Here is a 13,786-nt window from a genome sequence, read left to right as displayed (position 1 = left end):
GATTTGCCGTAAATGGAGGGCTGGTATGGCTAGAAAATGGAGACTCGAGCTTCCGCTCCTGATTATGCTGCTGCCCGGCGTCATTCTTGTGCTGATTTATAGCTATGGACCGATGGTTGGCATCATAATCGCTTTTGAGAAGTTTATCCCATCGAAAGGAATGTTCGGCTCTAAATGGATTGGACTGGACAATTTCCGTCAGTTGCTTGATATTCCGAATTTTTTTCAGGTGTTCTGGAATACGGTGTTTATCGCCGTTATGAAGATCATTGCCGGCCTTATCGTGCCTTTAGTCTTTGCGCTGCTGCTGAATGAGGTGCGACACACCCTCTTCAAGAGGAGCATTCAAACGCTTGTGTATTTGCCGCATTTCATGTCATGGGTAATTTTAAGCGGGATATTAATTGATATTCTCTCTCCAAACGACGGGCTTGTTAACCATCTCATTAAATCATTCGGTATGAAGCCGATCTTCTTCCTAGGTAATCCCCATTGGTTCCCATATACACTTATCGTATCTGATGTTTGGAAAGAATTCGGCTTTGGCACCATTATTTATTTGGCCGCATTAACAGGCATCGATCCGACTCTTTATGAGGCAGCAGTGATCGATGGCGCGAGCAGATGGCGGCAGACGGTGCATGTCACTTTACCCGGTATCCGTTCGGTTACTGTTCTGCTTACTGTGCTAAGCCTCGGCAACGTATTGAACGCTGGCTTCGATCAGGTATTTAACCTGTATAGTCCGGTTGTCTATGGCACGGGTGACATTATTGATACGTTGGTTTATCGGACGGGTCTGATTGATGCTCAATATGGATTAGCGACGGCAGTCGGGTTACTTAAATCCGTTATCTCTTTTGTACTGATCGTACTCTCTTATCGATTGGCATTCCGGTTTGCCAACTACCGCATTTTCTAAATTAGGAGGCCTTTATCATGTGGCAATATCCTACGATGGGCCGTAAAGTATTTCTTGCGATAAACGCCGTTGTACTGCTCTTCGTCGCGTTGCTCTGTCTGCTGCCGATTATTAATATTCTAGCTGTATCATTCAGTTCCAGCGCATCTGCAGCAACAGGTAAAGTCGGATTATGGCCGATTGATTTTACAATCAGCTCCTATAAATTTGTTGGAGGGCGCCATGAGTTTTTTACGTCATTTTTTATCTCAGTCAAACGAGTCGCAATAGGCGTTCCCATAAACATGATCCTAACCATACTGATTGCATACCCATTGTCGAAGGAAGTGAATAAATTTCGGCTGCGCAGTGTATTTGTCTGGTTTTTCCTCATCACCATTCTATTTAATGGTGGGCTCATTCCTTGGTATATGACGGTGAAGCAAACGGGAATACTTGATTCCACCTGGGCGTTAATATTGCCTGGGGCTGTGCCGGTGTTCAATTGTATCCTCCTCCTTAATTTCTTTCGGGAGCTCCCGAAAGAGCTGGAGGAAGCTGCATTTATGGATGGAGCAGGGCACTATACGACCTTATTAAAGGTGTTTGTTCCCATATCCGTACCGGCTATTGCGACATTGACACTGTTTAGCATCGTAGGCCACTGGAACTCTTGGTTTGATGGTCTGATCTTGATGAACAAGCCTCAGCATTATCCGCTGCAAAGCTACTTGCAAACGGTTATTGTTAAATTCGATTCTACGCTGCTTAACAGCGTGTCCTCGGACCAGGTGAAGATGCTAAGCCAAATTTCAAATAAAACGACGCAAGCTGCCCAAATTTTCATAGCTGCATTACCAATACTAGTAGTTTATCCACTCTTACAACGTTATTTTATTTCTGGTATCGTGCTTGGGAGCGTGAAAGGATAAAGTTTGTTGAATGACAAAGGAACAGCTGCTCAGACATGAAGTTGTCTGGGCGGCTGTTCTTTTTTTTGTCGTTTCTTTGTTATCATTTAGTGCAAATTACCCTGTGATGTAATTTCTAGTCGGGATAAAAGATAAACAAATTTTCCAATTAGTTCTTTAGTAGGAAAAAATGTTGCGAAATATTGTCGATAATGTTACAATCCGTATCATAAGTCACATATTAATTAGGAGGATTGAAAAAATGAAACTGAGGTTAAGTTGGAAAAAAACAGTTATTTCCGTACTTGTAATTATGTTTACATTTTCGATGGGGGTGTATGCTTCAACAGATTACCATGTGTTTCTAAATGGTAAACAAGTGAATATTGCTGACATTAAAGTCATCAATGGCACTACCTATGTTCCTTTGAAAGCTGTCGCTGAATTATTTCATGAAACAGTAAATATTGACTCGAAGATGCAGACGATTTATCTCAAAGACATCCCGAAACCGACAGATAAAGTAGTATTTCTAGGTGACTCGATTACGAAGCATGGCGTGTGGAATGATTATTTCCCGAATAAAAACACGGTCAATAAAGGCGTTGCTGGTGAAGGAATTAAAGATGTCATGAACAGATTAAGTGATATTTATGCTCTGAATCCACAAAAAATAGTGTTACTTATAGGCATCAATGACGTCTTGTACTCTCCGATAATGGAGGTGACGAGCCGATATGAGATCCTACTGAAGCAACTGCAATCCAATTTACCCAGGACGGAAATATTAGTAGAATCACTATTGCCAATTAATGAAAAACTCGCCATTGTAAAATACCCAAATATAAAACTACATTCAAATGATCAAATTAATACATTTAATAAGTTTGCGGCATCCATTTCAAAGAAATTGGGCTTGTCCTTTGTTGACATTCACCCGACCTTGATGAATACAGATGGGAATTTAAGTACGACATACACAGAAGATGGCTTACATATTAATCAGGCGGGATATTTAAAGTTGAAGGAACAAATTAAAGCATTTATAGAGCAGGATTGATGAAAGAGAAGAAGCGATGGTACGCCTAAGCGGCGCGGCCATCGCTTTTTTTGTCATGTGGTTTATTGTTTGTTTTCGTTTGTAAAAGAGTATTAACTCCGTGTTAATTTTACTGGAATCGATTGAACCGCATGATTTATCGATGTATCCTAGTTATAAACCACAAGAAACAATTATTAAAACAACAACAAACCAAACGGAGGCAGGACATGAAAAATATCATCTTGTTGGACCGCAACAAACCGATCTACAAAGGAAACTTACACCTTCACACGACCTGGTCAGATGGTCGGTTGCCTGCCGCGGATGTCGTTCGAGCTTTCAAGGAGAAAGGCTACCATTTCATTTCTCTGAGCGATCATGATATTTATACACGTACCGAGGAGTTCAACACGCCTGACTTCATTACGATTCCGGGAACGGAGCGGGGAGAGCTGAACCAGGTCCCGGACAAAAATCCAGGGTATCACTTTGGGGTATTGGACGATCCAACCGTTGAACCAGAACAACCGCGCTACGAGCATCTGCATGCTTTCCCTACGCCTGTGCCTTGGGTTGGCGACCATTCGCCGCAGCTATTGATCGACGAACTGCGTGCTCACGGTAATCTCGTCGTCTTCAATCACCCGGAGTGGCACTTAACGAGGTTCGAGGACATGGTGAAGTACGATGGGTTCTTCGCCGTCGAAATCTACAATCACGCTACGGAATGGTCGACAGCAAGCTCATATGGTGCCGCTTATTGGGATCATGCGCTGCAGAACGGCAAACGCGTATATGGCATTGCCGCGGACGATTCTCACAGCCACGATCCGAATTGGAAAATTCCCGAGTACGGTGGAGGCTGGGTTCAAGTGCAAGCGGACTCGCTTACGCATACGGATGTGATTCAAAGCCTCAAGAAAGGTCAATTCTATTCCAGCTCCGGGCCGGAAGTGTACGATCTTCGTGTAGAGAACGGCAGGCTTAAGATTGAATGCTCCCCGTGCAAGTTCATCATGTTCAAAGCATTCCCGCAGCGTGGGCCGTTCTTCGGCAACTTTATGTCCGGCGAGCCGCTTACGCAATCCATGATGGAAATTGAAGAAGACATGACCTATATCCGCGTGGAATGCGTCGACTTCGATGGCAATGTGGCTTGGACGAATCCGATCTTCGTGGAGGATCTGCTATGAAATCGATGATTTTTCTGGATGGCAGCAAACGCAAATACAAAGGCAATCTTCATACACATTCAACGAGAAGTGACGGTCAATACGAGCCGGAAACAGTAATTAGGGCATATCGCGAGAAGGGCTACGATTTCATATGCCTGAGCGATCACGAGATCTACTGGAAATCGGAAGCGTATGACGATGAGCAATTCCTGATGCTGAGCGGGTACGAGATGGCATGCGAGATGAGCTGGAGAGAGACGGGGCAGCAATATCATATCCATGGCCTGCTTGATCCATCGCTGGGCTCCGCTTCCGAATTCGAGCATGACGAGGAACAGCCGAAACCGGATTACACAGGCCTCGATACCATCCAAGAGTTGATCGACGAGATGAGGGCAAAAGGAAATCTAGTCATCATGAATCATCCAACTTGGTCACGTAACAAACCAGAGGACTTGCTCCAGCTTCAGCATTATTTTGCCGTCGAAATCTATAATCATCAGTCCGAGCTCGACGAAGCGGTCGGCTATGGATTAAGGCATTGGGATTACTTGCTCAGCAATGGGCGCAAAGTATTCGGGATCGCTGCGGACGATGCGCATGGCGGGCCGATGGACAGTGCGATTTCGGAATTTTTCGGTGGGTGGATTTCGGTGGAGGCCGAGCGCTTACGGCAAGGGGAGATTATTGAGGCCTTGAAAACCGGTAGCTATTACTCCTCGAACGGCCCTGCCATTCACGACATGCGAGTGGAAGATGGCTATTTGAAGATCCAATGCTCGCCTGTGAAGTTTATCAAATTTATTACGCATCCTTTCAATGGACGTACCGTGTTCAATCGCGATGCTTCTGAAATCACAGAGGGGGCGTTCCTGCTGGACGCCGGGATGAGATACGTTCGCGTGGAATGCGTGGATTTCGAAGGCAATGTCGCTTGGTCCAATCCTATTTTCCCCGATGAATGGATGTAGACATCACCTATGAGTAACGCAGAAGTGCATACTGAATTCCGTCAAAATCTGATCAAGCTGGTCATTCCGACCGTGCTTCAGATGCTGATAGGCAACTCGTTCTCCTTAGTCAATACACTTATGGTCGGCGGGCTTGGCGATACGGCCATTGCCATCGTCGCTGCTGTCGGACAGATCGGATTCATTCTGAGCATGATTTTGTCAGGCGTATATGGCATTACCGCTTTCATCACTCAATTTCATGGCAAAGGGGATCGGGCGTCCACGCAGAAGGCGTTCTCCTTGATGCTTACCTCCAGCATTGGCATAACGCTGGTGCTAACAGGGGCCGTGCTCGTCTTCCGTCATGGGATCTTAACGGCTTTCATAAATGATCCGGAAGCTGTTGCTTACGGCGTGCACTATCTTACCATTCTGTTAGCGGTCTATCTCATTAATTCGGTGAAAGATACGTTTGGCCAAGCGCTCGGATCCATCGGGCTGGTAAAAGCGATGCTCATCGTGGGAATCCTCTCGATGTCCGTTAACGTTTCGCTCGATTACGCGTTGATTTACGGCAAATTCGGGTTTCCCGCTTATGGAGTAGAGGGAGCGGCTTATGCGACGCTAGTTTCGTCCATCATCAGCTCCGCCGCGCTTATCGGATACGTGTACGCTAGGAAAGCGGTTTTCAATGTTTCTTTCAAATCGATGTTCTCGTTCCGGTTATCGTTCGCTAAGAGCTTGTACAGAACGACAATGCCGCTTGTTCTTCACGAAGGACTCTGGTCAGTCGGGAATATGCTATATGCGGTGGCTTTCGGATACATGGGCGTGACTGCGCTCGCTACCTTTCAGCTGTCACGGACATTTAATGGCTATTTTATGATGGGGATTTTCGGTTTCGCGTATGCGGCCAAAGTAATGATTGGACAGAAGTTGAGCCATGAGGACCCAAGTGAGGCGATCCTCTATGGAAGGAAATTTACGAAGATAACGGTCGTGCTCGCGTTATTGGTTAGTGCAGCTGTCGCCGTGTTCAGTCCCTTTATCGTGAAGCTGTTCGGCAACACGAGCGAGGAGGTTAAGACGGCTTTCGGACATGTCATGCTGATTCAATCGCTCGTGCTTACAGCCTATTTCCTCAATAATGTATGGATTGTCGGCCTGTTTCGCGCAGGTGGAGATAACGTGTATACGATGAAGCTGATTCTGGTTACGACCTGGTTCATTTCATTGCCGCTCGTCTTTGCCGGTGTTTATATCTTTCATTGGCCGGTCGAATGGGTCTACTTCGTATTTGCTCTGGAAGAGGTATCGAAAGCTTGTATCGGATTTTTCCGGTATCGATCGAATAAATGGGCCAAAAACTTGGCGCAAAGCATCTAGCACTTATATAGCACCTATATGAAAGGGGAGCGACCAGTTGGAACTGAAGGCCTTTTTGAAAACGGAAGGGGATATCAACCTGACATCGGAGCGGAAGCTCTGGCAAGACACTCATTTAAGCCGGGAAACGATGGATGTGCTTCATGAAGACAGCGAATATTTTATCCATCAATCGATGTCGACCCCATGTCTTAACGTGGTTACCGATGCGGATGGCATCTACCTCATCGACATGGACGGCCGCAAATATATGGATTTCCACGGAAACAGCGTTCATCAGGTCGGCTACAAGAACAAGTATGTTATTGATGCGGTTAAGAACCAGCTTGACGAGCTGCCGTTTCTGCCGCGCCGATTCACGAACCCCGTCGCAATCAAACTGGCGAAGAAGCTCAAGGAACTCGCACCGGGTGATCTGAACAAAGTGTTGTTCACGCCGGGCGGCACGAGCGCAATAGGCATGGCGCTGAAGCTGGCCAGAAAAGCTACAGGCAAATTCAAGACCATCTCGACCTGGGATTCGTTCCACGGAGCAAGCTTGGATGCGATCTCGGTTGGCGGGGAAGGCGTATTCCGTAACTCCATGGGCCCGCTGCTCCCGGGTACGGAGCACATGATGCCATACAATAGCTACAGATGTTTCATGGGAGATTGCGATGGCTGCGGCTTGAAATGCTTAGATTACCTGGCGTATATGCTGGAGCGGGAAAGCGACGTTGGCGCGATCGTGATGGAGCCGGTCCGTAGCACCGATGTGCAGATTCCGCCAAAAGCGTATTTCAAAAGACTGCGGGAGCTATGCGACCGCTACGGCGTGCTGCTTATATTAGATGAGATTCCAACGGCGTTCGGCCGAACGGGGAAGATGTTTGTACATGAGCATTACGACATCGTGCCGGATATCGTCGTTATCGGTAAGGGTTTTGGAGGCGGCGTGTTCCCAATGGCAGGCATTATCGTTCGCGAAGGCCTTGACGTCGCGCAAGACATTTCACTCGGCCACTATACGCATGAGAAAAGCTCGGTCGGCTGCGCCGCGGCGCTGGCCACGATTGAATATATCGAACAAAACGGTCTCGTAGAGCATGCGAGCCAGATGGAAAAGGTTATTGAAGCGAGATTACTCGATATGAAATCACGTTATATGCCAATCGGAGATGTTAGAGTCATCGGCATGATGGCTGCGATCGAGCTGGTTTCGGACCGCAAAACGAAGGAAAAGGCAAGCGATGAAGCGGAGAAAGTGATGTACCGCTGTATGGAGCGAGGACTCAGCTTCAAAGTTTCCAGTGGGAACGTGCTTACGTTGGTGCCGCCGCTTATTGCAACCGAGGAACAGCTTGTTCTCGCTTTGGACATCGTAGAAGAAGCGATTCAACATGTTTTTGGTGCATAAAACAACAAAACAACAATACAAACAACAATAAACAAAATCTTAACGTTGTTTTTATCGCGAGTTTACAAACGAGCTCTATACTCAATCTTGTAAGGTATCAATTCGAGAGACTCGAAGGAGGAAGTATTAGCTGTGAAGAAATTTGCTGGTATTGCATTGACAATGGTCATAGGTGTGGGGATCTTGGCGGGGTGCGGAACAAACAACGACACGAACACAACCGCTAATGCTCCCGCTAACAACGCGAATGCAACGGGAAATAAAGAACCTAAGGTCGTGACGATCTCAGTTCGAGAGAATACATGGGGAGCACGAAAAGATAACTTCATCGAAGCGGAGAAGCGCACAAACGAGCAGCTCGCTTCCGAGAACGTGCAAGTGAAGCTCGATTGGTGGCCTGGCATCGGCGACGACGAGCTCGTCCTGCAAGCACAAGCCGGCAAAGTGGCAGACGTCTTTATCAACTCCAGCGTCGATATCGGTTGGGAGAAGGACGCAGGTCTGATCCGCGATATCGACTGGGTGAAGGATTCAGCCGTATTCAAGAGCGTACCCGAATCCTACACGAACATCATGAGCTACGACGGCCACTACTATGGCGCGATTCAAGATATGGATGCTTCTCCTGTTTTCATCAGCCGTAAGGCGCTGGAAGGCATCGGCTGGACGAAGGACCAGATCAACGGTTTGAAAGCAAAGGTCGACAGCGGCGAGTTTACGTTCCAAGATCTGGTTAATTTGGCGGATGAAGCGAAGAAGAAGAAGCTTGTGAAGGTCGGCTTCGCTGTAGAAGATACTCGTTTCGAAGGCTGGAATTATGCGTTTAACTTCGTGAACTACGATGCAGCCCAGAACAAAATGATGCTGACGCCGAAAGCGAAGGACGTCTACGCATTCTGGGCAGATGCCAAGAAACGCGGCGTTATCGCAGAGAATATCGGCGATGTTGACACAGACATGTCCGCTCCAATGTTCGTGAAAGGCGAGATCTTCGCACAATTCGCACGTACGGAATTCTACCAAATGATGCGTGAAGCAAACGGCATGAAAGACGATGTGCAAGCTTACAACGCATGGTTCGACCAGAACGTCGTTTGGATTCCGGTTCCTTCCGCGACCAAAGGCGGCAAGCCGGTTTCCTACAGTAACCCAGCTATGATCTTCGTTGGTCCTACCGTTGACGATGAGAAAATGCCTTACGTGCAGCGTCTGATCGAGAATGTTCTGGCTCCGGATCTGCAAGTCAACCATACCGTTGCTAGCGGCAAACTGCCGGTAACGCCTGAAGCGCAAGAGGATGCACGTTTCAAAGAAATGTCCTTTTACAAGGATCACGCTTATCTGGTTGAATTCACGAAGACACGTCCGGCACTTCCGGATTACGCGGTATTCACGAAAGGCTACACGCTTGGCATCGACGCAATCTTGACCAAAGGCGCTACTGCCGAGGAAGCATATGATTTGTTCGAGAAAGAAGTAAAGCAAAACGTACCAGCGGATCATCTAATCATTGAGGAATAAAGCCTAAGAGGAATTGGCGCTCAAATCCCGATTAGGGCGCCTTTCCTAAAATATAAGAAAGTATAAGTTTCACCTTATACCATGCTTATATTTCACCGGAATGAAACGCGCTTCTCCGCCGATAGCACGGCGACAGCCGTTTCACCTTGTTTCTCAGCAACTCCGCATACCGGATGGAGGCCGCAACGAAATGAATCAAGCACAAGCACTCGAATCAAAGCCGTACAAGAAACCTGTTCGCAAAAGCATTTATCCCTATCTGTTCATCATGCCGTTTGCTTTACTCGTCTTTGTGTTCTTCGTCTTGCCGGCCATTGCGACGGTAGGCATGGCTTTCACGGATCTGAACGCATCCATGAAACCGCATTTCATTGGCTTATCCAATTTCAAGCGAATATTGACGGACTATAACCTGCCGCAAATTCTAGGTAATACCGCCGTATTCGCCATCCTTACTTTGGTCATCTCGCTGCTCTTTGCGCTTGTGATTTCCATTGCGACGCAATACTTTCTTAAAGGCAAAGTGACGGCTGTCATCTATAGAGTGTTCTGGCTTATCCCGAGCATCATTCCTTCTGTCGTGTACGTCACCTTCTGGAAGTTTATTTTCGACCCGACCGAAGGCGGCTTGATTAACGAATTCCTGCAAAATATGGGCATCATTTCGGAGCCGGTCTCTTGGTTCACGAAAGGCGCGATGGCCATTGTTATTCTGGCGACAATTGTATCGACGGTGTCGGGCGGCATGATCTTGCTATCCTCGGCGATCAATTCGATTCCGGAGGACCTGTACAAGGCAGCTCGCGTCGATGGTGCAAGCGAGAAGTCCGTTATTCTGAAAATCATTCTGCCGACGCTCAAATGGCCGCTCATGTACATCACGATCTCGGATTTGATCGGCTTCGTATCCTCGTATTTCTTCATAATGCTGCTTACGAACGGAGGTCCGATGCGAGATACGACGACCTTATCGCTATACGCATTCCAGCAAGCATTTAATCTGAAATATTATGGCTACGGGGCAGCGGTATCGCTGATCGTCGTTTTCATTTCCTTCGTGCTGACGCTGCTTTTGATCCGCCTGTTCGATTTTGATCAGATGATCAAGCCTTCTCGTATCGAAGACTAATCTAGGAGACTGGTGGTGAGTCCCGATGTCGACCAGCACGCTTAAGAAAGTGCTTGTGCATACCTATATGACGCTGTTTACGCTCCCAATCGCTGGCATGATCGTTTGGTATTTTCTCGCAGCGACGATGAATTTCACGACCGGGGAGTTCTCGCTCGATAATTTCTCCTTCTTTACCAAACCGGTTGAATATTCAGGCGTGAAGCTGCCGATGATTTGGCCGATTGTGCTAAATACCATCGTATACGCCCTTCTGATTGTCGCAATCGAGGTTGGGATATCCGTGCCGACCGCCTACGCGTTCTCGCGCCTTGATTTTGTTGGCAAAGGAGCGGCCTTGAAGTTTCTGTTCCTGATGCGCTCATTTCCTGGGATAACGCTCATTATTGCGACGTTCTTCATTCTGGTCAAAATGGACCTGGTCAACACGTATCTCGGTGTCATGCTCGTGGCAACAACAGGTTCGCTTCCGGGTCTGGTTTATATTATGAAAGGCTTCTTCGATGAAGTGCCTTGGGATATTGAGTGGGCGGCAATGGTAGACGGTTCAAGCCGATTCGGCGCGTTCCGCAAAGTGCTGGTTCCTTATGTGTTTTCCGGCATTGGGGCGATCGCGGTATTCGCTTTCCTGGGCGCTTACGGCGAGTGGTTCCTCTTCACCTTGCTTATCTTCGATGATAAAATGCTGACTTTGGCCGGTTACTTGGCGAAGCTCGTTACGAAGGAGAACCATATCATCAACTATGGCTTGATCACCGCCATTGGCTTGTTCTATACATTGCCGGTAGTTCTGTTCTATATTTTCACACAGAAGATGTTCATGAAGGTCAATATGGGAGGGGCGAAACAATCGTGATTACAATGAGGAATATCGTCAAATCCTACGATGGCAAAAAAGAAAGCGGAAGAGCCGTGGATGGGCTCGATCTGGAAATTCCAAAAGGGGAATTCGTTGCGTTGCTCGGCCCTTCCGGCTGCGGCAAAACGACAACATTGATGATGCTTGCGGGTCTCTTAAAGCCAACCTCGGGTGAGATTTTCTTCGGAGACCGGATGGTCAACCACGTGGAGCCCAAGGATCGCAACATCGGGATGGTGTTCCAATCTTATGCTTTGTATCCGCATCTTACTGTTCGCGACAACATCGCTTTCCCGCTGAGAGAGCGTAAAATACCGAAGGCGAAGGCCTATGAGCGCGCTAAGGAAATGGGCCGTATTCTGCAGATCGACCATCTTCTGGATCGCAAGCCGTCGCAGCTGTCCGGCGGTCAGCAGCAGCGGGTAGCGATGGCGCGTGCCTTGGCCAAAGACCCTGAGATTCTGCTGCTCGACGAGCCGATGTCTAACCTAGACGCGAGGCTGAAGCTGGACGTTCGCGATGAGATTCGTAAACTTCAGCGTCAGCTGGGTGTTACGACGATTATCGTGACGCATGACCAAGAGGAGGCTCTTGCGATCTCCGACCGTGTCGCGATTCTAAACGGAGGCAAGATCCAGCAATACGCACCTCCGGAGGAGCTGTTCAATCATCCGGTGAACCTGTTCGTTGCCAGTTTCCTGGGCAACCCGCCGATGAACTTGATCGCGGGGAAAATCGAACAGCGTGACGGCGTGCAAATGATCGCGACGAAAGGGTTTCAATACGCCATCCCGGAAGCGCGCAGATTAGATGTGAAGCATATTGGCAAGCAAGTTCATTTGGGCGTGCGGCCCCATGATATTACGTTGACCGATCCGGGGGACGAGCTGGGCATTCCGATGAAGGTTGACCTCATCGAGCATTTGGGCAGCGGCAAGCTGGTGAAGGTTATCGATACGCGGAACCAGCTTGAGAGCATGATTCGTTTCCTAGTCGATAACGAGGCGGATGTTCATTCCGGAGACATCGTTCACATTCGATTCCGTGACGATAAATTCCACGTCTTTGATTCGACGGCGAACGGGCTCAACCTGATGCAGTACCGATAGATGATTCCAATTAGCGGAGGATAAAGGTAATGGAGATGAGCAGGGAGCAAGGAGACATCAACCGGACCGACGCGCGGAGCCGTTATTGGGAACGCAACCTGGGGGCAGCCGCTCAAGCGGTTTTCGAGGATGACAACCGCTATTTTCTGCATCAAAGCTTGTCTACGCCTGTATTGAACGTGTTGTCGAAGACGGAGGGCATCTATATCTATGACATGGACGGCAAGGCGTACATCGACATGCATGGGAACGGCGTCCACAACGTGGGTTTCAATAATGACGAAGTGATTGAAGCGGTGATCGCGGCTCTACGGAACAAGCAAACCTTCACGCCAAGGCGGTATACCAACGCGTATGCTGTGGCGCTGGCTAAGAAGCTCGTCGAGATCACGCCGGCAGGGCTTGCCCGTGTGCTGTTTGCACCCGGCGGTTCGGAAGCCATTGAAATGGCTGTCATGCTGGCGAAGCAGATCACAGGCAAGTGGAAGACGATTTCGTTCTGGGATTCCTACCACGGGAACGGATTCCAGGCTTCAAGCGTCGGCGGCGAACGCCTGTTCAAGGCAGGCAACGGTCCAATGGTGCCGGGAGCGCTTCATGTGGAGTTCCCGAATTACTATCGCAATCCGTGGGGCTTCGATTCGGATGAGGCTGTCGATAACGAGATCTTGCGCCAGATGGAGCTGCTGTTCGAACGTGAAGGCGATATTGCGTGCGTGATCGGCGAGCCCATCTCGGCTACTCCGATCGTGCCAAGCAGCCGTTTCTGGGAGCGGGTCAAGGAGCTGTGCGAGAAACACGGGACACTGCTCATCTTTGATGAGATCATCGAAGGTTTCGGCCGTACGGGAAAAATGTTCGCCTGTGAGCACAGTGTAACGCCGGACATTCTCGTGCTTGGCAAGTCGCTCGGCGGCGGGCTTCTGCCTATGGCCGGCATCGTAACCAGAGAGCGCTTCAACGTGCTGGGCCACTTGTCTATCGGTCATTTTACCCATGAGAAGAATGGGTTGTCAGCTGCGGCAGGCCTCGCCATGATTGACTATCTGGAGAAACATCGGCTTGTTGAGCATGCCGAGAAAGTCGGTCATTTCACATTGGAATGGCTCGAAGGGCTTCGTGAGCGCTGTTCCATGGTGGGCAACGTCAACGGGGTGGGCCTTCATCTTGGCATCGAGCTGGTGAAGGATCAGCGGACCAAAGAGAAAGCAGTCACGGAAGCCGAGGCCGTCATGTACAAGGCCATGGAAAGAGGCGTCGCGTTCAAGATTATTGAGGGCAACGTCATTACGCTGCGGCCTTCCCTGTTAATTACAATCGAGCAAATGCGCTGGGCGCTTGAGCAGATAGAGCTAGCGATTCATGAGGTTGCAAGTGGAAGCTATTACGAATGAATCCCCTTTT

The 13,786-nt window shown here is 48.6% G+C and carries 12 protein-coding genes; all 12 read left to right on the top strand.

Annotated elements, in window-relative coordinates:
• Positions 1-25 precede the first annotated feature (25 nt).
• The 12 genes from AC50Y3_RS17860 to pbfA all read left to right on the top strand — a co-directional run bounded on the left by AC50Y3_RS17860 (position 26) and on the right by pbfA (position 13,776).
• The gene (locus tag AC50Y3_RS17860; protein ID WP_494820087.1) at positions 26-922 is read left to right on the top strand and encodes an ABC transporter permease; all 897 of its coding nucleotides are present in this window, start codon (positions 26-28) and stop codon (positions 920-922) included.
• Positions 923-939: 17 nt separating this feature from the next.
• On the top strand, positions 940-1,833 hold the full coding sequence (locus AC50Y3_RS17855; RefSeq protein WP_494820086.1) for a carbohydrate ABC transporter permease: 894 nt from the start codon (positions 940-942) through the stop codon (positions 1,831-1,833).
• A gap of 241 nt (positions 1,834-2,074) precedes the next feature.
• Positions 2,075-2,872, top strand: coding sequence for a GDSL-type esterase/lipase family protein (locus AC50Y3_RS17850; RefSeq protein WP_494820085.1), 798 nt, complete (start codon positions 2,075-2,077; stop codon positions 2,870-2,872).
• Between the two features lie 209 nt (positions 2,873-3,081).
• Positions 3,082-4,047, top strand: a complete 966-nt coding sequence (locus AC50Y3_RS17845) for a CehA/McbA family metallohydrolase (protein ID WP_494820084.1) — start codon at positions 3,082-3,084, stop codon at positions 4,045-4,047.
• Positions 4,044-5,000 carry a PHP domain-containing protein gene (locus AC50Y3_RS17840; protein ID WP_494820083.1) on the top strand — a complete coding sequence of 319 codons (957 nt, stop codon included), beginning with the start codon at positions 4,044-4,046 and terminating at the stop codon, positions 4,998-5,000. The genes AC50Y3_RS17845 and AC50Y3_RS17840 overlap by 4 nt, the downstream gene beginning before the upstream one ends.
• A 9-nt stretch (positions 5,001-5,009) precedes the next feature.
• Positions 5,010-6,368, top strand: coding sequence for an MATE family efflux transporter (locus AC50Y3_RS17835; RefSeq protein WP_494820082.1), 1,359 nt, complete (start codon positions 5,010-5,012; stop codon positions 6,366-6,368).
• 37 nt (positions 6,369-6,405) lie between these two features.
• A complete protein-coding gene (locus AC50Y3_RS17830) occupies positions 6,406-7,764 on the top strand; it encodes an aspartate aminotransferase family protein (protein WP_494820081.1) in 1,359 nt (452 codons plus the stop codon).
• Positions 7,765-7,896: 132 nt separating this feature from the next.
• On the top strand, positions 7,897-9,285 hold the full coding sequence (locus AC50Y3_RS17825) for an ABC transporter substrate-binding protein (protein ID WP_494820080.1): 1,389 nt from the start codon (positions 7,897-7,899) through the stop codon (positions 9,283-9,285).
• A gap of 190 nt (positions 9,286-9,475) precedes the next feature.
• Complete coding sequence (locus tag AC50Y3_RS17820) at positions 9,476-10,414, top strand: carbohydrate ABC transporter permease (protein ID WP_494820079.1); 939 nt, start codon at positions 9,476-9,478, stop codon at positions 10,412-10,414.
• A gap of 25 nt (positions 10,415-10,439) precedes the next feature.
• Positions 10,440-11,270: a carbohydrate ABC transporter permease gene (locus AC50Y3_RS17815; protein ID WP_494820078.1), complete on the top strand. Its 831-nt coding sequence runs from the start codon at positions 10,440-10,442 to the stop codon at positions 11,268-11,270.
• Between the two features lie 5 nt (positions 11,271-11,275).
• Complete coding sequence (locus AC50Y3_RS17810) at positions 11,276-12,382, top strand: ABC transporter ATP-binding protein (RefSeq protein ID WP_494820373.1); 1,107 nt, start codon at positions 11,276-11,278, stop codon at positions 12,380-12,382.
• Between the two features lie 29 nt (positions 12,383-12,411).
• The gene (pbfA, locus tag AC50Y3_RS17805) at positions 12,412-13,776 is read left to right on the top strand and encodes a (R)-1-hydroxy-2-aminoethylphosphonate ammonia-lyase (RefSeq protein ID WP_494820077.1); all 1,365 of its coding nucleotides are present in this window, start codon (positions 12,412-12,414) and stop codon (positions 13,774-13,776) included.
• The last annotated feature ends 10 nt before the right edge of the window (positions 13,777-13,786 follow it).

It is taken from the genome of Paenibacillus sp. J22R98 (genome assembly GCF_059383835.1).
The sequence above is the reverse complement of the archived record's forward strand: the minus strand, read 5'-3'. Positions and strand labels throughout refer to the sequence as shown.